The sequence below is a fragment of the Lysobacter sp. Root494 genome, from assembly GCF_001427225.1.
Taxonomy (GTDB): Bacteria; Pseudomonadota; Gammaproteobacteria; order Xanthomonadales; family Xanthomonadaceae; genus Agrilutibacter.
In genome coordinates this window covers 206,537-228,316 of record NZ_LMFH01000007.1, presented here as the reverse complement: position 1 = coordinate 228,316, position 21,780 = coordinate 206,537, and the positions used below count along the sequence as shown (strand labels likewise).

25 protein-coding genes are annotated in these 21,780 nt (G+C 67.1%); 17 read left to right on the top strand and 8 right to left on the bottom strand.

Annotation, left to right across the window (positions count from 1 at the left end):
• Nucleotides 1–30: 30 nt before the first annotated feature.
• On the top strand, nt 31–1,713 hold the full coding sequence (gene ybaL, locus ASD14_RS12350; RefSeq protein WP_056134168.1) for a YbaL family putative K(+) efflux transporter: 1,683 nt from the start codon (nt 31–33) through the stop codon (nt 1,711–1,713).
• A 112-nt stretch (nt 1,714–1,825) separates the two neighbouring features.
• Entirely contained in the window at nt 1,826–2,353 is a 528-nt protein-coding gene (locus tag ASD14_RS12345; protein WP_056134167.1) for a GNAT family protein, read from the top strand.
• Nucleotides 2,354–2,415: 62 nt separating this feature from the next.
• Here the strand turns inward: ASD14_RS12345 and ASD14_RS12340 are convergent, their stop codons facing one another.
• Nucleotides 2,416–3,717 carry a choice-of-anchor Q domain-containing protein gene (locus ASD14_RS12340; protein WP_056134164.1) on the bottom strand — a complete coding sequence of 434 codons (1,302 nt, stop codon included), beginning with the start codon at nt 3,715–3,717 and terminating at the stop codon, nt 2,416–2,418.
• 428 nt (nt 3,718–4,145) lie between these two features.
• On the opposite strand from ASD14_RS12340, the gene arr reads away from it, so the two are divergent.
• Nucleotides 4,146–4,547 (top strand): NAD(+)--rifampin ADP-ribosyltransferase, encoded by a 402-nt coding sequence (gene arr / locus ASD14_RS12335; RefSeq protein WP_056134160.1) that lies wholly within the window; start codon nt 4,146–4,148, stop codon nt 4,545–4,547.
• A 10-nt stretch (nt 4,548–4,557) separates the two neighbouring features.
• On the opposite strand, the gene ASD14_RS16135 is transcribed toward arr, so the two are convergent.
• Nucleotides 4,558–4,704 (bottom strand): hypothetical protein, encoded by a 147-nt coding sequence (locus ASD14_RS16135; protein ID WP_157475359.1) that lies wholly within the window; start codon nt 4,702–4,704, stop codon nt 4,558–4,560.
• 371 nt (nt 4,705–5,075) lie between these two features.
• Here ASD14_RS16135 and ASD14_RS12330 point away from each other — a divergent pair, with 371 nt between their 5' ends.
• The 3 genes from ASD14_RS12330 (at nt 5,076) to ASD14_RS12320 (ending at nt 6,404) form a co-directional block, all read left to right on the top strand.
• The gene (locus ASD14_RS12330) at nt 5,076–5,312 is read left to right on the top strand and encodes a hypothetical protein (protein ID WP_056134468.1); all 237 of its coding nucleotides are present in this window, start codon (nt 5,076–5,078) and stop codon (nt 5,310–5,312) included.
• A gap of 209 nt (nt 5,313–5,521) precedes the next feature.
• Entirely contained in the window at nt 5,522–5,932 is a 411-nt protein-coding gene (locus ASD14_RS12325; RefSeq protein ID WP_056134157.1) for a DUF4259 domain-containing protein, read from the top strand.
• Nucleotides 5,925–6,404: a hypothetical protein gene (locus tag ASD14_RS12320; RefSeq protein ID WP_056134154.1), complete on the top strand. Its 480-nt coding sequence runs from the start codon at nt 5,925–5,927 to the stop codon at nt 6,402–6,404. The genes ASD14_RS12325 and ASD14_RS12320 overlap by 8 nt, the downstream gene beginning before the upstream one ends.
• Nucleotides 6,405–6,454: 50 nt before the next feature.
• Here ASD14_RS12320 and ASD14_RS12315 read toward each other — a convergent pair whose 3' ends face one another.
• Nucleotides 6,455–7,075 carry a TetR/AcrR family transcriptional regulator gene (locus ASD14_RS12315; RefSeq protein ID WP_056134151.1) on the bottom strand — a complete coding sequence of 207 codons (621 nt, stop codon included), beginning with the start codon at nt 7,073–7,075 and terminating at the stop codon, nt 6,455–6,457.
• 121 nt (nt 7,076–7,196) lie between these two features.
• Here ASD14_RS12315 and ASD14_RS12310 point away from each other — a divergent pair, with 121 nt between their 5' ends.
• On the top strand, nt 7,197–8,333 hold the full coding sequence (locus ASD14_RS12310) for an MBL fold metallo-hydrolase (protein WP_200947066.1): 1,137 nt from the start codon (nt 7,197–7,199) through the stop codon (nt 8,331–8,333).
• Complete coding sequence (locus ASD14_RS12305) at nt 8,330–8,584, top strand: hypothetical protein (protein ID WP_056134144.1); 255 nt, start codon at nt 8,330–8,332, stop codon at nt 8,582–8,584. Before ASD14_RS12310 ends, ASD14_RS12305 begins: the two co-directional genes overlap by 4 nt.
• Nucleotides 8,585–8,813: 229 nt before the next feature.
• Here the strand turns inward: ASD14_RS12305 and ASD14_RS16235 are convergent, their stop codons facing one another.
• Entirely contained in the window at nt 8,814–9,380 is a 567-nt protein-coding gene (locus ASD14_RS16235) for a YbhB/YbcL family Raf kinase inhibitor-like protein (RefSeq protein WP_162247709.1), read from the bottom strand.
• Between the two features lie 241 nt (nt 9,381–9,621).
• On the opposite strand from ASD14_RS16235, the gene ASD14_RS12295 reads away from it, so the two are divergent.
• Complete coding sequence (locus ASD14_RS12295) at nt 9,622–10,548, top strand: hypothetical protein (RefSeq protein ID WP_162247708.1); 927 nt, start codon at nt 9,622–9,624, stop codon at nt 10,546–10,548.
• 172 nt (nt 10,549–10,720) lie between these two features.
• Here the strand turns inward: ASD14_RS12295 and ASD14_RS12290 are convergent, their stop codons facing one another.
• The 4 genes from ASD14_RS12290 to ASD14_RS12275 all read right to left on the bottom strand — a co-directional run bounded on the left by ASD14_RS12290 (nt 10,721) and on the right by ASD14_RS12275 (nt 14,363).
• Nucleotides 10,721–11,482 carry a hypothetical protein gene (locus ASD14_RS12290; RefSeq protein WP_056134135.1) on the bottom strand — a complete coding sequence of 254 codons (762 nt, stop codon included), beginning with the start codon at nt 11,480–11,482 and terminating at the stop codon, nt 10,721–10,723.
• Nucleotides 11,483–11,610: 128 nt separating this feature from the next.
• On the bottom strand, nt 11,611–12,255 hold the full coding sequence (locus ASD14_RS12285) for a DUF480 domain-containing protein (protein ID WP_056134131.1): 645 nt from the start codon (nt 12,253–12,255) through the stop codon (nt 11,611–11,613).
• Nucleotides 12,256–12,409: 154 nt separating this feature from the next.
• Entirely contained in the window at nt 12,410–13,006 is a 597-nt protein-coding gene (locus ASD14_RS12280; RefSeq protein WP_056134128.1) for a hypothetical protein, read from the bottom strand.
• Between the two features lie 181 nt (nt 13,007–13,187).
• Nucleotides 13,188–14,363: a c-type cytochrome gene (locus ASD14_RS12275; RefSeq protein ID WP_056134125.1), complete on the bottom strand. Its 1,176-nt coding sequence runs from the start codon at nt 14,361–14,363 to the stop codon at nt 13,188–13,190.
• 299 nt (nt 14,364–14,662) lie between these two features.
• On the opposite strand from ASD14_RS12275, the gene msrB reads away from it, so the two are divergent.
• The 8 genes from msrB (at nt 14,663) to mddA (ending at nt 21,678) form a co-directional block, all read left to right on the top strand.
• Nucleotides 14,663–15,106 carry a peptide-methionine (R)-S-oxide reductase MsrB gene (gene msrB, locus ASD14_RS12270; protein ID WP_056134121.1) on the top strand — a complete coding sequence of 148 codons (444 nt, stop codon included), beginning with the start codon at nt 14,663–14,665 and terminating at the stop codon, nt 15,104–15,106.
• An 8-nt stretch (nt 15,107–15,114) separates the two neighbouring features.
• Nucleotides 15,115–15,630: a peptide-methionine (S)-S-oxide reductase MsrA gene (msrA, locus tag ASD14_RS12265; protein ID WP_056134465.1), complete on the top strand. Its 516-nt coding sequence runs from the start codon at nt 15,115–15,117 to the stop codon at nt 15,628–15,630.
• A 548-nt stretch (nt 15,631–16,178) separates the two neighbouring features.
• Nucleotides 16,179–16,817, top strand: coding sequence for a hypothetical protein (locus ASD14_RS12260; RefSeq protein WP_056134118.1), 639 nt, complete (start codon nt 16,179–16,181; stop codon nt 16,815–16,817).
• A 9-nt stretch (nt 16,818–16,826) separates the two neighbouring features.
• On the top strand, nt 16,827–17,501 hold the full coding sequence (locus ASD14_RS12255) for a MarR family transcriptional regulator (protein WP_056134115.1): 675 nt from the start codon (nt 16,827–16,829) through the stop codon (nt 17,499–17,501).
• 138 nt (nt 17,502–17,639) lie between these two features.
• Nucleotides 17,640–18,005, top strand: a complete 366-nt coding sequence (locus ASD14_RS12250) for a hypothetical protein (protein WP_056134112.1) — start codon at nt 17,640–17,642, stop codon at nt 18,003–18,005.
• A 130-nt stretch (nt 18,006–18,135) separates the two neighbouring features.
• On the top strand, nt 18,136–19,536 hold the full coding sequence (locus ASD14_RS12245; protein ID WP_056134109.1) for a vanadium-dependent haloperoxidase: 1,401 nt from the start codon (nt 18,136–18,138) through the stop codon (nt 19,534–19,536).
• 163 nt (nt 19,537–19,699) lie between these two features.
• Complete coding sequence (locus ASD14_RS12240; RefSeq protein ID WP_056134106.1) at nt 19,700–20,758, top strand: alpha/beta fold hydrolase; 1,059 nt, start codon at nt 19,700–19,702, stop codon at nt 20,756–20,758.
• Nucleotides 20,759–20,904: 146 nt separating this feature from the next.
• Nucleotides 20,905–21,678, top strand: coding sequence for a methanethiol S-methyltransferase (gene mddA, locus ASD14_RS12235; RefSeq protein WP_056134102.1), 774 nt, complete (start codon nt 20,905–20,907; stop codon nt 21,676–21,678).
• Nucleotides 21,679–21,780: the final 102 nt, after the last annotated feature.

Here is a 21,780-nt window from a genome sequence, read left to right as displayed (position 1 = left end):
CCAGGACGTCGTCATTCCAGGGAGTTGCCCATGCACCACACGTCGCTGATCGCCCTGCTCGTAGGTGGATTCGTGCTGGCCTTCGTGCTGGGCGCCCTGGCGCAACGGTGCCGGCTGCCGCCCCTGCTGGGCTACCTGCTCGCGGGCGTGGCGCTGGGTCCGTTCACCCCGGGGTTCGTCGGCGACGCGGCGCTCGCGCCACAGCTGGCCGAGATCGGCGTGATCCTGCTGATGTTCGGCGTCGGCCTGCATTTCTCGCTCGCCGACCTGATGAAGGTGCGCAACATCGCCTTGCCCGGCGCCGCTGTGCAGATTGCGGTGGCCACGGTGATGGGCTGGGGCCTGGCGCGGTGGCTGGGCTGGTCGAACATGGCGGGCGTGATCTTCGGCCTGTCGCTGTCGGTCGCCAGCACCGTGGTCCTCCTGCGCGCGCTGGACGAGCGCCGGCTGGTGGATACCACGCGCGGCCAGATCGCCGTGGGCTGGCTGATCGTCGAAGACATCGCGATGGTGCTCGCGCTGGTGCTGCTGCCGGCGATCGCGGGCGATGCCGGCGGCGACGCGGCGCAGCCGCTGTGGATGGCGGTGCTGGTCACCGTGGCCAAGGTCGGCGCGTTCGTCGCCTTCATGCTCATCGTCGGTCGCCGGGTGATCCCGTGGCTGCTCGGCCGCATCGTCGGCATGGCGAACCGCGAGCTGTTCACCCTGTGCGTGCTCGCGATCGCGCTCGGTGTCGCGTTCGGATCGGCCACCCTGTTCGGGGTGTCGTTCGCGCTGGGCGCCTTCTTCGCCGGCATGGTGCTCAACGAGTCGGAGTTCAGCCACCAGGCCGCGAACGAGACGCTGCCGTTGCGCGATGCCTTCGCGGTGCTGTTCTTCGTCTCGGTGGGAATGCTGTTCAATCCCTCGATCCTGGTGGAGCGGCCGGTGGAAGTGGTCCTCACCGCGCTGATCATCGTGGTCGGCAAGTCGGTGGCCGCGTATGCGATCGTCCGGGCCTTCGGGCGCGACAACAGCACGTCGCTCCTGATCGCGGCGAGCCTGGCGCAGATCGGCGAATTCTCCTTCATCCTCGCGACGCTCGGCCTGCAGCTGGACGTGCTGCCGCGCGAGGGCCAGGACCTGATCCTCGCCGGCGCGATCATCTCGATCATCATCAATCCGTTCCTGTTCACCGTGCTCGACCGCCGCAAGGCGCGAAGGAACCGCGAAGCCGAGGCCGCGAAGGACGCCGTGGCGCCGCTACCCGCCGATCTGTCCGGTCACGTGATGCTCGTCGGGTACGGCAGGGTCGGCCGCGAACTGGCGCGGCTGCTCGCGTCGCGCTCGTTGACGACCGTCGTGGTCGATGCCGATCCGGATCGCGTCGACGCTGCCCGCAAGGACGGCTACCTGGGCGTGCTCGGCAATGCCGCCGACGCACGCGTGTTGCAGGAGGCCCGGGCCGACACGGCCGACTTCGCGCTGATCGCCGTGCCGCTCGGGCTCGAAGCCAGCGCCATCGCGGCGTGCCTGCGCAAGCAGTCGCCGGGCCTGACGATCATCGGCCGCGCGCACAGCGACGAGAGCGCGGCGCGCCTGCTCGGCCACGGTGCCGATGCCGCCGTGATCGCCGAGAAGGAGCTGGCGCACAGCATCATCGCGATGATCGAGGCCACGCCGCAGCGGCGGGGCTCGACACCGCTGCCGCCGGCGCAGGACTTCGTGGGCTGACGCGCGCGTCCGCCGCAGTCGTCGGCGCGCGCGTGTGACGGTGATGCGGAGGCACTCGAAGATTCCGCGCCGTTACGTTCCGGAACGCGAAGGCATCAGGCCACGAAAAAACATGTCGCAGGTTCCAGGTCCCGGGTCGATCGAACTCACGCCCATCAGCGAAGCCAACCTTCGTCGCCTCGCGCGCGGTGAACCGGTCGAGCTCGCGCCGCTGGCGGTGGCCGAAGGCGCACTTCCACCACCAAAAACGGTGGCGCGTGCATTGGCGCAACTGGCACTCGCTACACCCGCCTTGTGGTGCGTTCCGTTCCTGGTGGTGTCCCCATCGCGCGCGACGGTGCTGGGTGCCTGCGGCTTCAAGACGGCACCGGTCGGCGGCCGCGTGGAGGTCAGTTACGGGCTCGCGCGCGCAGAGCGGGGCCGTGGCGTCGCGACCATCGCCATTGGCCAACTCCTCGAACTCGCAGCAGCGAGTGGCCTGGTCAGCGAAGTCGTGGCGCACATCGTTCCCGACAACGTCGCGTCTTCGCGACTGGCGGCGCGCCTGGGCTTCACGCCCGAAGGCCTGCTGGACGATGCGGATGGAGAGCAGGTCATGCGCTGGATCAGGCGCGTGCCCGGCCTGAGCCCGCGCCCATGATCATTGCGTTTGCCGTCGAACCAGCGGCCGCTCCGCTCGAGCAACAGGCCTGCCGAAGGATCTCAATCGGCGCAGGTACAGGTACTTTCAAACGCACCGATGTCCGCTCTTCCGTTAAGCACGCGCGGGAAGCCGGGACCGCGCTGGTCGTACTGCTGGTTGGCCTTGTTGTTGCCGCGGTCGAGCGCCGGGCTGCCGCGCAGCAGTGAATGCGTCAGCGTGGGGCCGCCGTTGTCGACGAGCGAACTCTGCAGCATCGGGTTGGAGGCGATGGTGTCCGCCGGCAACGGAACGCGCGACAGCCGCACCAGGTTGTTGCTGCCGGTGATCGTGTAGCCGTTCGCGACGCTGCCGCCGATGTCGTAGTTGGTCATCAGGTAGGCGCGGCAGATGTTGGCCGCGATGATCGTGCTTTCCAGTTGCAGGTGGCGGGCCTGCAGGGTGCCGGGGCATTGCGCAACCGATTCGTTGATGTTGAACGCGATGGTGCTGTTGCTGACGGCGGCATTGCTCGACAGTTCGCCCGCGGCCTGGTAGCGCGCGTTGTTGGAAGTGATCGTGCTGTTGAGCATGACGGTCCGGCCGCCACCGGACACGCACAGCGCGCCGCAGCGGCGCACGGCGCGGTTGTATACGAACAGCGACTTGTTGATGGCGACATCGCCGCCGAGCGCCTGCAGGCCGGCGCCGTCGTTGCCGGCTTCGTTGGCCCGGATGGTCGAGTACGTGATGCTGGCGCCGCCGAGCGTGAACACGCCGCCGCCCTCAAACGCGCGATTGCCGATCACCTCGGTGAAGCTCAGGGACACCGGGCCTTCGGTCGCGATGCCGCCGCCGTGGCCGTCGCTCGCACTGACTTCGCTGGTGTTGATCCGGCTGTGCGACGCCGACAGCGACCTGGCGTAGATCGCGCCGCCATAACCGGAACCGCCGGTACTCACGGCGAGGCACCCGCCCACGCCCACGTTCACCAGGTCCACGTGGCCCGAGGAATACAGGCAGCCGCCAGCGACCGTCGGCGCGGCGATCCGGCCGTCGCTCACATTCAACGATCGCAGGCGCAGCGTGCCGGTGCCGAAGTGGCGCAGCACGCGGCTCTGCATGCTTGCGGTGATGAAAGGCGTTCCGTTGCTGCCGAGGATTTGCAGGTTGTCCTGCGGTATCGCGATCTGGCCGCTGGTGACATCGATGAGGCGGCAGGCACGCACATCGACGGTATCGCCATCGAGCGCGGTCGCAATGGTGGCGCGCAGGCTGCCGGGTCCGCTGTCGCCGCATTGGGTGACGACACGGATGGCGGCGTTGGCCGATGGCGACAGACAGCAGGCCGCAGTGAGCAGTGCGGGGATCAGCAAGGCGCGCATGGGTGACTCCAGAGAGGTGAGGCCGCCTTCGCGGCGGCGGTGGGTCCCTGTCGTGCGGCGAGTATCGGAACGCGACTCTCGCGTCCGGGTGAACGCATGTCGGCATCACTGCGTATGCGCCGCAGTCAGTTCGGGCATCCGACGAACGGCAACGCGGAATCGGGAGCGCTGCGGCGCGAGGGGTTACGCAGCGTTGGTGCTGTCACGCGTGATGGAGGGGAGCACGGACGTGATGAATGCGGATCTGTCGCGCGGCGCATCCGGCGGGCGAATCGCGGACAGGAAAATCAGCGCGCCCCAAAAATAAAAAGGGAGGCGCGCGCGCCTCCCACAACCAATTTATAAAACACCCCCGGGCTTGCGGCAAGGCCGGCTGCGTGCTGCAGCATCGCCGTCCTGCCGATCGGGCAGGACACCGGAGTAATGCAATGACCGATGCGCCGACGTACTACCACGGCACCAAGGCCGACCTGAAAACGGGCGACCTGATCGAAGCAGGCAAGGTCTCCAACTACGGCACTCGCAAAAAGGCGGCCTTCGTCTATCTGTCCGCGACACTGGATGCGGCGATCTGGGGCGCGGAACTCGCCGCCGGCGAGGGCCGCGGCCGCGTCTACATCGTGGAGCCGACCGGCCCCATCGAGGACGATCCGAACCTGACCAACAAGCGCTTTCCCGGAAACCCGACGAAGTCGTATCGCTCCCGCGAACCGTTCCGCGTCATTGGCGAGATCCTGGAGTGGCAGGGGCATTCCCCCGAGCAACTCGCGGAAATGCACGCGCACCTCGAACGGCTCAGGCAAGCGGGGATCGAGGCGATCGAGGAGTGAGCGAATGCATCTACGGCGCCGGCATCACTGCGGCCACCACGCTGCCTTCGTAGGTGCCATGGGCGAATCGCGTCGCGTCCGGCGACCAGGCGATCGGCGAGGTAACCGCGATGCCGGTGCGCGCGTCGAAGCTGCGGCGCAACGCGCCATCGGACACGCGCCAAGTTCTCGATGCGGAACTGCGGTTGCAATAGTTCCGCGCCTGCGGCGGGGCATGTGGCCATGCCGAGCAGCAGGGCGGCGGCGAAGGGAAGTCTGTTCACGAGAACGCTCGGGCGGGTCCACTCGGCATGCAGGTGCGTCTGCTAGCGCGCCGCCAAAATCGTGTGACATTGCTGGCTCTGCAGTCGGCGCAGGTCCACCTGCCGGCTACATTCGTGGGCATCGCCGATCGCCGTCGTTCGGTTGTCGTATTCACGGTTTGATCGGCTGTGCGGGCGGTTTCGTCGCAGGGGACTTGCCTTGGACTCCCACAGGATTCCAACGTGCGCCTGTCCCCCCATGCGGTTCGCAACCACGGAGAACCTGATGAAGACGCTGTTTGCGCTCGTGGCCTGGTGCCTGCTCTTCGTGCTGTGCTGGCCCCTCGCGCTGCTGGTCCTGGTGCTGTGGCCGGTGATCTGGCTGCTCGCACTGCCGTTCCGCCTGGTCGGCATCACGTTCTCTGCGCTGTTCGCGTTCCTGCAGGCGTTGCTGTTTCTTCCAGCGCGACTGCTCGGCGGGCGTCCAGGGCCGGCATCCGTGCATCGTGCGGCCGCGGCCTGACCTTCCCGCCTGATCTCTGTCCGGGCTGGTGCGCGTGCACGTGTACGGTTCGCGATCGGCGCACGACGCGTTCTTCGGCGACTATCGCGAACGCCGACACGTCGGCGATGTCGCGCTGCCTGGCGCTTGACCATCGATGCAGGCCACTCGAACAATCCCGTCCACGAGACGTCATTGGACGCGTAGCCGTTGGCACGAGGGAAACATTCATGGGGACGTGGGCAGTTGATGCATTCGGAAATGACGACGCAGCGGACTGGGCGTACGGGCTCGAGAACGTCAGGGATCTGTCGCTCGTCGTAGCGGCGCTGGACAAGGCGATTGCCGGCGCAGGCGAGTACCTGGAGGCGCCGGACGCAACCGAAGCGCTCGCGGCCATCGAGGTAATCGCGCGGTTGCAGGGGAACTGGGGCGAACGCAGTCCCTACTCGGAGTCCGCTGATCTCTGGGTCGAGGCGAACCGGCTCGTTCCGGCCGGCGATGTCGTGGGCAAGGCGCATCGCGTGCTCGATCTCATTCTTGGAGAGCACTCCGAGCTCAACGAGCTGTGGCAGGAGAGCGACGAGCATACCGATTGGGTGGCATCGGTGATGGAACTCAAGTCACGGGTGCATGCCTGAGATCAGTCGCACGAAGCTGCATCGCGCACGGTGTGATGCGGCATTCGGCGGCGATGGGAGAAGGGTGATCGACAAGAGCAGGATCCACAAGAGCAGGACCAGCTACGTGGTGCCGGCGCTGATCTATGCGCTTCTCGTAGGCACCACCTTCTCGCCGGATATCCAGCCCTTCCTGGCCAAGACGTTTGGCGTCGCGCCATTCGGCCTTCCCGTGGTGCTGGTGGTCGCAGGCATCGTCGCCGTCGCGTTTCTTCCTTTCGCGCTGTCGCTGCATCACTTCATGCTGATCGCCGAACAGGCGGCGGCGGATGGAAGCAGCCTGGGCAAGATCGGTTTGCTGGCTTACGCGGTCAGCGTTGGACAACGCCATCCCGAATTGCGCCGGTCGCAATTCATTTCCCTGTTCGGCTTGGTGTATTTCATGGTGGTCTGCGGCGCGTGGATTGCGTATGCCGATGCGAGGGGCATCTAGGTCCGCATTGGCATGGCGCCAGGCAGTCAGCGCGTAGGCGGAACGTTGAATTAGCTCTCCGCGTAGTACGCCAGGAACATATCCACCGCCGATTCCGCCACCTGCTTCTGCTGTGCGGCGTTCAACGGCGGCAGGCCGAGGGTGATCTGCGGCCAGAACGCGAATCCCTTCACCAGACCCTGCATTTGCATCGCGGCGAACAGGGGATCGTCGGTCTTGAGGCGGCCGTCCGCGGCGGCGGCGCGGATCCAGACGGTGAGGCCTTCTTCGCGGACGCCCATCCGCGCGACCATGTCCTGCGCGCGTTCGGGCGAGTGGATCGCGGCGGCGATCGCGACGCGGGCGAGGTCGACGAAATTGTCGTCATGGAGCAGGCGCAGCTTCTGCTGCACCAGTTCCAGCAGTTGCGGGCGCAGCGGGCGGTCGCCGCGGTAGGCGAGGTCGAGCCCGTCCATGCTGTTATCCCACAGCCGCTCGAGGATCTGCGCGAACAGCGCTTCCTTGCTCGGAAAGTGGTTATAGACGGTGCGCTTGGACACGCCGGCGCGCGCGGCGATGCGGTCCATGCTGGTGGTCTCGTACCCGGCATGGCGGAATTCGGCCACGGCGGCATCGAGGATGGCCGCGCGCTTGCGGTCGGTCAGGCGGGCAGGGGCAGGCGGGCTGGACATGGCGGAAAGTTTACACCGGGTAGTTTACTTTTCTGGAATTAAAACTACACTGTGTGGTGTACTTCTTCCGAACCCATTCATCCGCCCCTGCATGAACGCGCGACGCCCCCGCTTCCCCCGCCTGCGTCGCCTCGTGCTCCTCTCCGGAGTCCTGATCGTGAGTGCCTGCCTGCTGTCCGCCGCCAAGACCAATCTTCCCCTCGCCGCTTACGAGGCCTCGCCGCAGTTCGCCGAAGGCGTCTTCCGTAACCCGGTCCCGAAGCCGGCCGACGGCTTGTTCAAGACCCTGGGCATCGTCTGGAACGTCCTGCTCAACAAGCCCGCCGACGCCACCCCGAAGGCCGCGCCGCCGGTGCTGGCGCTAACCCGCGCGGGGCTCGAAGCCGCCCCGGACCGCAGCCTGTTCCGGCTCGGCCACTCGACGATGCTGATCAAGCTGCGCGGCGGCTTCTGGATCACCGATCCGGTGTTCGCCGAGCGCGCCTCGCCGGTGCAGTGGATGGGGCCGAAGCGCTTCCACGCGCCACCGATCGCGCTCGAAGACCTGCCGCCGCTGCGCGGCGTGATCCTCTCGCACGACCATTACGACCACCTCGATCGCGACACCGTCATGCAGCTGGCGAAGACCGCCGATGTCTTCCTCACCCCGCTCGGCGTCGGTGATCGCCTGGTCGCCTGGGGCGTCGCGCCGGAGAAGGTGCGGCAGTTCGACTGGTGGCAGGGCACGAGCATCGACGGCGTGCAGTTCACCGCGACGCCGGCGCAGCACTTCTCCGGTCGTGGCTTGTTCGACGGCAACAGGACGCTGTGGGCGTCGTGGACGATCATCGATGCGGCCCACGATAACGCGGCCGAACTGCGTGTGTTCTTCAGCGGTGACACCGGCTACTTCGATGGCTTCAAGGAGATCGGCCGCCGCTTCGGCCCTTTCGACGTCACGCTGATGGAAACGGGTGCCTACGACCCGCAGTGGCCGTACGTGCACATGCAGCCCGAACAGACCGTGCAGGCGCACCAGGACCTGCGCGGCCGCTGGCTGCTGCCGGTGCACAACGGCACCTTCGACCTCGCGCTGCACGGCTGGACCGAACCGTTCGAGCGCGTCTCAGCGCTCAGTGCCCAACGCGGCATCGCCCTGGCCACGCCGCGCATGGGCGAACGCCTGGATCTGTCCGCACCGCGCGCGGCGACGCCGTGGTGGCGCGAAACGCAGGATGCGGGCGTCGCGCAGGCGTACGACGGTGGCACGTCGCGATGAAACTGCGCCTGCATGGCCTGGACGACCGGAAGCGCGTGCGCAGCATCACCGATGCCCTGCTGCAGATGGACGTCGGCGCGCGGATCAACTTCGACCTGGATGCAAAGCTGGTGCGCATCGAAGGACGGCTGACCGTGGAGGATGCGAAGACGGCGCTCGCGCGCAGCGGCGTGCGCGTGGCTTCGGTCGTGGACAGCACAGTCGTGGACGCGGCGTTCCGTCACACGCGCCATGAGGTGCTCGCGTTCTGAGCGGCTCCGGGTCGCGCGCTGCGCAGGTGTTGCCGGAATGCGCGATCAAGCGCGTTCGGCACGGCATCGCCGACACGCACAAGGATCGCCCCAACCGGGCTCTGTCAGACTTCATTGGCAGGCAAATACGACTACGCACCGGCTGCCCAAGGGTGGCCGATGCGATCCGTTTTCAGTGCTGCGGTACCGACGCACGATCGAAGTGTCGCGTCCGCTCCCAGCTGACGGACTACTGCTGCGTCGGCGCCTGGCTCGTCGCCACCAGCTCGCCCTTTGCGATCACGCGGCCGTCGATGGTGCGCAGCAGGTCGTCGCGCGAAGCGCCTTCTTCCAGGTCGAGCATCGCGTCGAGCGCGAGTACCTGGAAATGGTAGTGGTGCGGCGCGTCGCCCGCGGGTGGGCGCGGGCCGAACCAGCCGATGCTGCCGCGGTCATTGCGGCCCTGGCGGATGCCGGAGGGTGGCTGCGGTTTCGTGTCGGCACGAATGTCTTCGGGAAGTTCGTGCATGTCGGGCGGGATGTTCCAGGCCAGCCAGTGCACGAAGGGCTCGGCGGTGGGCGCATCCGGGTCTTCCACCAGCACGGCGTACGAACGCGCGCCGCCTGTCGTTTGCCAGCGCAGTGCGGGCGAGCGGCCTTCGCCGTACTCGGTGTGGCGTTCGGGAATCGGTGCGTTGGCGTCAATCTGCGGCGAGGTGACGCGGATGTTGGCGGTGGCGCGGGTTGCTTCGCGCTGGAGCGCCACCGGCGCGGAGCGCGCCGGTCGAGGTGGGGACGGATACTGCCTGTTGGCCATGTCGATCGCTCCTTCTGGAACGACACCGGAAGGTAGTGCCGGCGCCGTTGCCGATGCGTGACTCCGGCCGTGGCAACCGTCGTGTAGTTGCCGTGCTGGCTTGGCAGGGCAGGAAGCAAGAGCGCATACGCGATGCGGCGTTATGGGTAATTGCGCACGGCAACGATTGGCCGAGGCCATGGCCATCCCGCGTAAGGCTGCGGTAATGGTGGGACGTCGCTCGTCCTGATAGGGGAAAAACATGCGTATCCGGTCGCACGTGCCCGTCGCGGCACTGTTGATGGCCCTCGCGTTGAGCGCGTGCGGCGCGAAGATCGCCAAGGACGCGCCCCCTCCACCGACGGACCGCGTCCTGGCCGAAGCCGCGTCGCCGCAGGCGAACGCGCAGCTGACGTGGGTGCTCGTGTCGGAAAGCCCGGGTTCCTGGGCCGAGGAAGCGGTGTGGGACGAGTACCTCGTCCGCGTGCGCAACACCAGCACGGCACCGATCTCGATCACCGGCGCGGTGCTGGAGGATTCCAGCGGCACGCCGGCGACGCCGCTGGCCTCGCGCAAGGAACTGATCAAGGGGTCGAAGCAGATGGCCCGGCGCTACAAGGACCAGGGCGTGACGGTCTACACCGGCCTGGGCGGCGCGGGAATGGGTACGTTGGGAGCGGCCTCGACGGCCGGTGGCGTTGCCTATGCCTCGACGCTGAGCCTGGGGCTCATGGGCGGCGCGAGCTCCAGTTCGCTGGCGTTCGGCGCGGCGTTCGGACTCATTGCGACGGGGCCGGTGCTGGGCACGGTCGGCATCGTGCGTTCGGTACGTGCGAGCAAGATGAACAAGCGCATCCAGGCGCGCGCCACGCCATTGCCGGTGACCGTGGCGCCGGGTGCAGCGGTGATGCTCGATCTGTTCTTCCCGATCTCGCCGGCGCCGAATGCGTTGACGGTCGGCTACCGCGCCGGGGATGCCGAAGAGCGCGTGGTGATCGATACGCGGCAGGCGCTGGCGGGGTTGCACCTGCCGCTGCCGGAGGGCGCGGTTGCAGCGGCGCCGGTCCCGGTCACGACACAAGCGGTTGCGAGCGCAGCGGCGATGCCGGAAGCCCCTGCGGGAGCAGCGGCAAGCGCGGAAGCGTCGCAGGCGGAAGCACCCAAGGCGGGAGCCTCCAGTCCGCGTTGATCCCCGACGGCCCGCCCGGACACGATTGGTTGCCGGTGTAGTGCCGAACTCGCTCGGCACTGCTGGAGAAGGGCGTTGCGACAGGCTGCTTCTCCGCGCCTGCGGTTTGCCGTTGCCATCGCCACAACGCTCGCTGTGCTCAACCCTCCTCACGTCCCGCCGGAGCGAGGGATCAACGCACGCCCGTCTTCATCAGCTCCGCGCCACCGTCAGCGAACGGAGCGACCACGCGTACCAGGCCGAGGTTGGGGCAGTGGTACTTGTACTCATAGAGGCCCGGCTCCAGCGGCGTCGACTCGCGGGTCTTGATGCACTCCCTGAAGTGGCCGAGCGCCGTGTCGACGCGGATGCCGACTGCCACGATCACCGCTTCGTCTTCGGCCACGCCTGGCGAATATTCCTGTCGATAGCGCTTGCCGACTTCCGGGCGCGCGAACATCACGATGCCGGCCTTGCCGTCGCGTCCTGCTTCCCACGAACCTTCGCGGCTGCTGCCGATGCGATGGCCTGCGTCGTCGTATTCGTACTCGATCGTGTCCTCGCCGAGATACCAGACGTTGCCGCCGTTGTCCTGGGCGTACCAGTCGAGGGTGTATTCGAGCACCACGCCGCGCGCTCCGCTGCAGTCCTCGTCGAGGTACACGATGTCGCGTACCTCGCGCGCGGCAAGACCCGCGTAGCTGCCGATGAAGTCGCGCTTGGCGTGGTCGGTAACGATGACGTCATTGACCATGCATTCGCCATCCTCGCGTTCGTACAGTACGGCATAGGTGTTGGATTTCATCGGCAGCAGCCAGTTGTCGATGCGCAGCGGGTTGCTGAAGTTCCCGATCCGGAACTGCGGCTGGATCAGGTCGCCGGCGATGGCGGACGACATGCCGATGAGGGACAAGGCGGCGGACAGCGCGAGGGTCGCTCGCGGAAGGATGTTCACGGGCAAGCTCCGGATGGGAATCCGACGCTAGCGCTGCCGCTGATACGGGATGGCGAAATCGGCGTGAATGCGCGCGCGAAGCTCGGCTGCAGGCGGGTGCGGCGACTGCTTCACCCCACAAGCGCTGCCTATCGTTGCAGCGCCGCGATTTCCTCGCGCAGCATCGCCACTTCGCTTTCGAGCGCAGCCACGCGTGCTTCGAGCGACGACGATGAGGATTCCGATTCGCCGCGCTGTGCCAGCCGTTCGGAAATCGCGGCCGTATCCACCGCGCCACTGAGCAGGTGCATGTAGCGGTCCTCGCGCTGACCGGGGCCGCGCGGGATCTGCATGGCCAGTGCGGGTTGCCGCTGCATCAGCCGCTCGAGGTGATGGCGCACGTCTTCGGCGTCATCGAACTTCGCCAGGCGTTCGCTGCGGGCGAGCAGTTCGTGCACGGTCTGCGCGCCGCGCAGCAGCAGCAGGCCGAGCAGTGCGACCTGCGGCTTGGGCAGGCTGAAGAAAGTGCCGCTGCGATGTTCGTAGCGCTCCGCGCGGGAGGAGAAGACCTGCTTCGCCAGGCCCTTCGCTTCCAGCTGGCGCAGTACGTGATTGACCTCGCCCGGATCGAGGTTCATCAGCGGGTCGCGCGCCGTCTTCTGGTTCGCGGCGACCTGCGCGGCGTTGACGGTGAGCGGATAGGTGTCGGGGGTGGTGGCTTCTTTTTCGATCAGGCAGCCCAGCACGCGCGCTTCGGCGGCGGTGAGCAACGGCAGGGCGGGCGTATCGGTCATGGGGATCAGCGAAAACGGGGGCGCCAGCATAGCGCCGCGCCGCCTTTCCCCGTGTCGACGCGCTTGGGCGACGAAACCGCATCCGCATCGCCTCGCCATGCCGGGAGGCGACGCGCCATTTGCAATCGTGCGTCAGCGACGCCCCCGTTACCCGTCAGGGAATGACCTCCGGGCACGGCGACGCGCTGCCTTCTCCCATCATCAGTGCCAGCATCTGCTTCATCTGCGCGGCGTAGGCGTCCGCGTCGGCGACGGTGGAGATGCCGCGCTTCATCGCCACGGCCGCACATGCGGACCACGCCTGCGCATTGTCGGGATCGCCTTCGATGCGCGCGCTGTACTGCTCGGCGAGTTGTTCCCAGCGTCCGCTGTCGGCCGACTCGACGACCGCGTCGGTACTGCCGCCCATCAGCACCAGGCGCGAGGGGACGTTGTCGGGAATGTCCGGCTTGAAGGCCTCGATGGTGCGCGCGTCGACGTAGCGCAGACCGTAGTTGGTCTGCGTGTTCTCGTTCCAGAAGTGGAATTCGTCGTCGTCGAAGCGGGTGTAGGGCGAGTCCTTGTTCGGCTCGTGCACGACGAGGCCGTCGCCGTTCCTGTCGATCGTGATCGTGTAGCTGCCGCCTTCGAGCATGTAGGTGCCGGGCGTGATGTCGGCGGCGAAGGCGGTCGCGCTGGCGAGGACGGTGAGCAGCGCAGTGGCAAGGAGCGGGCGCGATGCGCGGCGGCCGCGCGGATGACGGATGTGCATGCTTGAGTTTTCCCCTGTGGACGTGCGGGAAGCATGGTGGTGTGGCGAAGGGGCTGGCAAGGCAGCGCCACGGGAAATCACAACGATTCAGAACCTTTCAGAGATCCGCGGATCGTCTTTGCGCGAAGACCCCGCGTCGCGGGGTCTCCGGTGGTCTCTGCCGACAGCTACGACTTCTGCCTTACAACGTGCGCAGGAACTCCACCAGGTCATCGCGCTGCGCCTGGCTGAGTTGCAGCTGCAACACGGTGTTGTAATGCGTCACCACGTCGTCCAGCGTCGCGGCGCTGCCGTCGTGGAAATACGGCGGATGTTGCCACAGCCCACGCAGCGGCGTGGTGCGGTAGGCCTTGTTGGCGGTGCGTGCGGCGTAGGCGCCGTCCATGCCGGTTTCTTCCGGTGCATGCAGGCGGCCGCTGTTGTTGTCGGTGCGGGTGAAGCCGACATGGCAGCCGATGCAGTGCTGTTCGAAGACGTCGCGGCCGCGCTTGGCTGCGATCGCGTCATAACTGCCGGGCGGTGGTGCCGGTGCGCGCAGGCTGAGCTGGTACGCGCGCAGCGCGGGCAGCTTCGAGGTGACGAGATCCGGCGTCTGCACGATGTTGATGCCGAGGCGATCGTCGCGGAAGTTGCCGTGTCCGCCCATCTGGGTCACGGCGACATAGGCGTTCCAGTACGACACCGGGCCATCGCCGGTGTAGGTCTCGTTCTTGATGCCGAGCAGGCCGTAGGCCGGCGGCAACACCAGCGGGGTGTTCAGGCCGTCGATGTTGAAGCGCGGGTCGTACTTGCCCGGGCCCCAGCTGTTGTAGACAGCTTTCACTGTGTCCGGCAGCGCGGGCGAGAGCGCGATGATGCGGCCCGGATCGAGATCGCGATTGGGCCATCCGTCGCGGCGGTGACCGATGCCGGGTGCCACCGAATCATCGACGGTGGAATGGCACAGCGCACAGGTGATGCCCAGCCGCGTGATGCGGTTGTTCGCATCGACGCTGGCCTGCACGCCGACCACGGCGTTGAGTTTCAGCAATGCGACGGTCGTTGCCGGATCGTCGAGCGGCGCGTTGGCCAGCACCTCGGGCGGTACCGCGTCGGCATCCACCTTCAGGCCGACTGCGAGTGCCGTGGTCGGATCGAGGCCTTGCACCACTTCGTGCATGCGCAGGCGATCGGTCCACTGTTGTTCGTCGCCGAAGGTGTCGTAGCGGAAGATGCGCTGACCTTCGGCGATCGTCTGTGGCGAAAGCCGAGCGCCCCCGCTGCCGATGGTGTGGGTTTGTGCGGGTGCTTCGCCGCATCCGCTCGCGAGCATGGACAGGGCTGCGCAGAGCAGGGCCGGTAAAACGGTGCGATTCATGGCCGTCCTCCTTGGCGAGACGACACGATGACGCTACGCCTGCGAGTGGCAAATCCGGGTGACCGTGTGTGTAAAGCCGTGGCTGCACGAGGCGGTGCGCATGGCTCGGCAGTACAGCGTTGCGCGGGAGCGGATTCATTTTTTGAGTGCAGTTCGAACCCGATGCTCTGGTTGCGGCCTCTTGTTGGCTGGCAATTCGACGATCGTTGCGGACTTGGACTGCGCACGGTCGAGCCCCATCTAAGGTGCATCCGTTCCATGCCGTGCCGGGCCGGGCGCCCGGCTTCACAGGAGCCCCCATGAGCGACTATCGCAAGACCCCCGAGGCCCTTGCCGCGCTGACGCCTGAGCAGTATCGCGTCACCCAGGAAAACGCCACCGAGCGTCCGGGCACCGGCGAATACCTCAACGAGAAGCGTCCTGGCATCTATGTGGACGTAGTATCGGGCGAGCCGCTGTTCGCTTCGTCGGCCAAGTTCGAATCCGGCTGCGGCTGGCCGAGCTTCACCAGGCCGATCACCAACGTGCGCGAAATACGCGACATCTCGCACGGGATGATCCGCACCGAAGTGCGTTCGGCGCATGGCGACAGCCACCTCGGACATGTATTCGACGACGGTCCGCGCGACCAGGGCGGACTGCGCTACTGCATCAATTCGGCGTCGCTGCGCTTCGTGCCGCGGGAGGAAATGGAAGCCGCGGGCTATGGCGAATATCTCGACCAGGTGGAGGACGTGCGATGAGCAACGACATGACAGGGCTGGAGCGCGCGGTGCTCGCCGGCGGCTGTTTCTGGGGCGTGCAGGACCTGCTGCGCCGCATGGACGGCGTGGTCAGCACGCGCGTGGGTTACAGCGGCGGCGACGTGCCGAACGCGACCTATCGCAATCACGGCACGCATGCCGAAGCGGTGGAGATCATTTTCGATCCCTCGCGGATCAGCTATCGCGAGCTGCTGGAATTCTTCTTCCAGATCCACGACCCGACCACGCGCAACCGGCAGGGCAACGACATCGGCACGTCGTACCGCTCGGCGATCTACTACACGACGCCGGAGCAGCAGCGCATTGCGCTGGACACGATTGCCGACGTCGACGCGTCAGGCCTGTGGCCAGGCAAGGTGGTGACCGAGGTCGAACCCGCAGGCGATTTCTGGGAAGCCGAACCCGAGCACCAGGATTACCTGCAGCGATATCCGACCGGGTACACCTGCCACTTCGCGCGCCCGGGGTGGAAGTTGCCGCGGCGGGAGCGGGCGGCGATGTAGTTGCGGATCTCCTTCTCCCCGCTTGCGGGGAGAAGGTGCCCCGCAGGGCGGAGAGGGGCGATTTTGCCGTTGCCGCACGTCCCCTCACCCTGCGTCGCTTCGCGACGCTGTCCCTCTCTCCGTAAACGGCGAGGGAGCGCCCTCCCTTCTCCCCGCTTGCGGGGAGAGGGTGCCCAACGAGCGGTGAGGGGGCGCCTTTGCCGTCGCCGCACGTCCTCTCACATCCCCTCACCCTGCGTCGCTTCGCGACGCTGTCCCTCTCCCCGTAAACGGGGCGAGGGAGTGCCCCCGTTTCCCTTCTCCCCGCTTGTGGGGAGAAGGTGCCCCACGGGCGGATGAGGGCGCTTCTGCCGTTGCCGCACGCCCCTCAGCCGGCGTCGCTTCGCGACGCTGTCCTTCTCCCCGCAAGCGGGGGGAGGGACCTCCATACGAAAACCACCTTCACGAATGGCTTGCCACAACGCCTTTACACATACATAGATTGTGCGTAGCGTCCAGCGGTGTCGGAATACCCCTGTCGCGGTGTGCGACCGAACAGGAGCTATGCCATGAAATACCTGACCTTCCTGCTGATTTCCGGCCTGCTGGTGCCGCCGGGCGTGCAGGCACACGAGGGCCCGCACGCGAGTGCGACGCCGGCGACCGCTGCGCCCGCGCCCAAGCTGCAGGCCACTTTGCGCACGTTGTGGCACGGCCATGTCGAGAAGACGCGCGAGTACGCCTTCGCGGTAAAGGCCGGCGACGGCAAGCGCAGCGACGCGGCCGCGAATGCGGTGGTGGCGAATGCGAAGCAGCTGGCGGATGCGGTGGCCAGCTTCTACGGCCCACCTGCCGGCGAACGCATGCTGGCCTTGCTGGGCGGCCATTGGGGCGCGGTGAAGGCAATGACCGATGCGGAACGCGCCGGTAATCGCGCCGCGGTGAACACCGCGATGTCCACGCTGACGCAGAACGCGGGCGAGATCGCCGTGTTCCTCTCCGGCGCCAATCCCTACCTGCCGCAGGACGCGGTGCGCGGCCTGCTGATGGCACACGGCGCGCACCATGCGGCACAGATCGGCGAAGTGATGCGCGGCGACCGCACGGGCGAAGCGAAGACCTGGGCCGCCATGCAGAAGCACATGGACACGATTGCCGATGCCATGGCCGGCGCGCTCGCCAAACAGTTCCCGAACAAGGTGAGTTGAACGACGGCAATGGCCGAACTCCGCCACCTCGGATCCACGCAACAGGCGCTGCTGCGGCACATGCTGCAGCAGCCCGAGGGCATCGGCGTGGAAGCGCTGTGCGAACGCCTGCGCATCAGCCACAACGCGGTGCGGCAGCATCTCACCGCGCTGATCGCGAAAGGCTGGGTGGAGCGCATCGCGCCACGCGCGACCGGCGGACGTCCCGAAGCACGCTTCCGCCTCACCACGGAAGCGCACCAACTGTTTCCGCGCAACTACGCGCAGATCGCCGGTGCGTTGATGGAAGGCGTGATCGCGCGCCTCGGTGATGACGGTGCGCGCGAGCTGCTGGTGGACCTCGGCCGGAATCTCGGTTCCGCAGAACCCGCGCCCGACCCGCAACTCCCGCGCGAAGACGTCGCGGCCGCGCTCGCGCAACGCCTCGACGAACTCGGTTACGAAGCCGTCGCCACGCAACGCGGCGGCGAGGCGCAGGTCGAAGCCTACAACTGTGTCTTCCACGCGCTCGCGCGCCAGCATCCCGACGTATGCCGCTTCGATATCGCCTTCATGGAGGCCGCATCCGGGCACCGCATCCATCACATGGAATGCATGATCCGCGGCGGCCACGTCTGCCGTTTCCGCGTCGGCGAGCACAAACCGCCATCGCAGGCTGCCCCGACCATGGCCGAGAACGACTGAGCGGCCCGACCGGTCCCGGATGTTCTCTGCAGGGAGGCTTTTCCACGCCGCGCCTTCCTTGCGCCTCCCCTGTCCGGGTAATGGCGACCTGCAGGGCACGCGCGCATTAACGACGCTCCCCAACACGAGGATGCGGCGATGACGCGATTCCAACTTCTGGCCATCTGCCTTACGGCGACGCTGGCGACGAATGCCTTCGCGCAGGACATGGCGGCGACGGCCGGCGACAAGGCCAGGGTCGTGCTGGACAACGCCAGGGTGCGCGTGATCGAACTCAACATGCCGCCGGGTTCCAGTACCGGCGTGCATTCGCATGGCGACAACCTCGTGGTGTTCCTCACCGGCGGATCCGCCGTGCAGACGATGGCGGACGGGACGACGAAGACGATCGAACGCAAGCCGGGCGAAGTGTCGTGGAGCGATCCGGTCACGCACGACACAAAGAACACCGGCAAATCGGCGACCCGCACGCTGGTCATCGAACTGAAGGACGCCGCGCCGTGAAGTAAGGCGGCCGCTGGAAGGCCCGTTCGCATCCCCCATCCGGGGGAGCGTTCCCCTGTCTTTTTCGCGTTCCCTTCCCGTTCGTATCAATGCGCCTCTGTGCGGCGCCCCCTTTGGAGAGGACACACCCATGAAAGCCACGCATGCGGCTCGCCGAGCCGTCTCGCATCGTTATCTGTTGCCCCTCGCCCTGGCTGTTGCGCTGGTCATGGCCATGCCGGCGAAGGCGGATTCCGTGACCGACTGGAACGGCATCGCCGCGAGCCCGCAGGTACTTGCGCGTTTCGGTGCACCGCAGTTCCAGTTCCGCGCCATGGCCATCGTCCAGGTAGCGGTGCACGACGCGCTCAATACGATCCAGCCGCGCTACCAGACCTACGACAACCTGCCCGCGGCCGCGGCGGGTGCCTCGCCCGATGCGGCGGTGGCGGCAGCGACGAGGACCGCGCTGCTGGGATTGTTCAGTGCGTTGGCGCCCGCGCCGAACCAGCCCGAAGCCGATGCGCGCGCAGCCGCGATTGCGATGATCAATAACGAATACGCCGCGCGTATCGCCGCGCTGGGTGGGGCGGGCGTGGCGGACGGCATTGCCGCAGGCGAAGCCGCCGCGCGCAGCTGCCTCCTGCAGCGGCATACGTACGACCCGATCGCGGACAAGTACACGACGAACGATGGCGCGCAGGCGGCCCACTCGGTCCCCTACACGCTGGCCGCCGCGTCGGGCGTCCACCAGCCCACGCCGGCGCCGGAATTCCCGGCCGTCACCCTGCCGCTGTTCACCGGCTGGAAGAACGTCGCGCTGTTCTCGTTGAACAGCGCCAGCCAGTTCCGCGCGCCATGGAGCCAGCTGTTCGATCTTTCCAGCCAGTTCTATGCGAACCAGTACAACGAGGTGAAGCACCTCGGCGACGCGCGCGTACGCGGCGCATTCCCGAACTCGCAACAGACCGACATCGCGCGCTTCTGGCCGGCCGGCGGCCTGGACTGGAACGCGAACATTCGCGTCATCGTGCAGGGACGCGGCCTGGATCGCTGGCAGCACGCGCGCCTGTTCGCGCTGGCCAACATGTCGGTGCACGATTCGGGCGTCACCAACCAGGAAAGCAAGTACTACTGGCACTTCTGGCGTCCGGTGACCGCGATCCGCTGGCTCGACGACGGCAATCCGGACACGCAGAGCGATCCGTTCTGGCGGCCCTTCATGCAGACGCCGCCGTATCCGGACTATCCGTGCGGCTCGACTTCGGTAACGGGCGCGGTCACGCAGACGTTGCGGAACTTCTTCGGCACCAACGCGATCGGCTTCTCGCGCACGGTCAGCGCGCCCGCGGTGCCGCTGCCCGCGCCGATGACGGCGCTCGCGACGAAGACCATCACGCGCAAGTACAACTCCCTGTCGATCGCCGAGAACGAACAGGCGCGTGCGCGCGTGTACGAAGGCTTCCACTTCGCCGAAGGTTGTTATGTCGGACTCAAGTCGGCGAACCAGGTCGCGAACTGGGTCTATACGCACGAACTGCGTGCGCTGTGATGCGTTGACGTCCCGGGCTGGCCGCACGGACCGGCTGCGGCCTGAGCCACGGAGATTGCGCGGGAGCGGGTGCTCCCGCGCGATCAGGGAAGCCGCGTCCGGCCGCGGCGGGATCCGCCGTTTTTTCCGGGAGAAGACCGGAAACGCCCGGCCGGAAGCCGCGATGCAGCAGCGCATCCACTATGTCTCCAGCGCGGAAGGCGTGAACCTCGCCTGGTCCGCACACGGGCGCGGGCCGCCGCTGGTGCGCGCGGCGACGTGGCTGACGCATCTCCAGTACGACCACGACAGCCCGGTGTGGGCGCACTGGCTGCAGTTTCTCGGCGACCACTTCCGCTGCGTGCGTTACGACGAACGCGGTTGCGGCATGTCCGAACGCGAAGTCGCCGCGGTCGCGTTGCCGGAATGGCTCGACGATCTCGAACGCGTCGTCGATGCGGCACAGATCGATCGGCCCTTCACGTTGCTCGGCATCAGCCAGGGCGCGGCGACGTCGATTGCCTATGCGATCGGCCATCCCGAACGCGTCTCGCACCTGGTCCTGTACGGCGGCTACGCGGTGGGCGGCAACAAGCGCGAGAACCCGGATTCGCGCGCGCTGTTCCAGGCGGTGATGGAAGTGACGCGACTGGGCTGGGGTCGCGACAACCCGGCCTTCCTCCAACTGTTCGCGTCGCGCTTCCTGCCCGAAGGCACGCCCGAGCAGCTCGCGTGGCTCAACGCGTTGTGCCGGCGCACGGCGACGCCGGAAGTCGCGGCGCGGCTGCTGCAGGCGCGCGGCGACGTCGATGTGCGCGCTCTTCTGGCGCAGGTGCGCGTGCCGACGCTGGTACTGCATGCCACGCGCGACCAGATCGCGCCGGTCTCGCAGGGACGGCTGCTGGCGGCGGAAATCCCCGGCGCGCAGTTCGTGGCGCTGGATTCGTGCAACCACGTGCTGCTTGCGCACGAACCGGCGTGGCAGCACTTCCAGCAGGCGGTGCTCGCCTTCACTGGCCAGCCCGCGGCCGCCGCGCAACTGCGCGTGGAAGGCGAGCTCACCACCCGCGAGCGTCGCGCGCTGCAGCTGCTGCGCGAAGGCATGAGCAATGCACGCATCGCCGGCGAACTCGGCATTGCCGAGAAGACAGTGCGCAACCATCTGTCCAATCTCTACCGCAAGCTCGGCGTGCGCAGCCGCGCCGAGGCCATCGTTCGCGGACGCCGGCAGGAAGCGGACTGATCCGGATGGCTGGTTGCGGACATCGATCGGGACAAATGTCCCGATGAATGCGGCGCACGCGCGGAACACCGGGACAAGCTTCCCATCGCGGGATCCGCTGGGCGCCGCGAGACTCGTGGCTCCCCTGTCATAGCGCGAGTCGTGCCATGTCCCGTTTCATCGCCCTGCTGTATTCGGCGGCGTGTTATGCGCTGTTCCTCGTCGTCTTCCTGTACGCCGTCGGTTTCGTCGCCGGTGTGGTGGTGCCCAAGGACATCGACGATGGGATTGCCGGTTCGCCACTGCTGGCCTTGCTGGTGAACACCGTGCTGTTGCTGGTGTTCGCGCTGCAGCACAGCGTGATGGCGCGTCCGGCGTTCAAGCGCGTGTGGACGCGCATCGTGCCGCCGGTCGCCGAGCGCAGCACCTTCGTGCTCGCCACCTGCATCGCGTTGGTGCTGCTGTTCTGGCAATGGCGTCCGCTGCCGTCCCTGGTCTGGCATGTCGACGCGCCGGCCGCGCGTGCAACGCTGTATGCGCTGGCCGTGATCGGCTGGCTGCTGGTGCTCACCAGCACCTTCCTCATCAACCACTTCGAACTGTTCGGCCTGCGCCAGGCATGGCGCCAGGGCAGGCCGGCGCTGGACGAACCGTTCGTGACGCGCGCGTTCTATCGCATCGTGCGCCATCCGATCATGCTCGGCTTCCTGGTCGCGTTCTGGTCGGCGCCGGACATGAGCGTGGGCCACCTGCTGTTCGCGCTCGCCACCACCGGCTACATCCTGATCGCGGTGAAGTACCTGGAGGAACGCGACCTCGTGCGTGCCTACGGCGACACGTATCGCGAGTACCAGCGCCGCGTGCCGATGCTGCTGCCGTGGCCGAAGCGCGCTGCAGGCACAACGGTCATGCCTGCCCGGCAAGTGCGGCGCCAGGCGTAAGCCGCCATCGGCGGGCGTGTCCGCGAGCGGAGCCGCAAGCTGCGTCGGCTCCGTGGCCACGCCGCTTGCCGACTGCTGCACGGGCGCCTAGTGTGGAAAGAC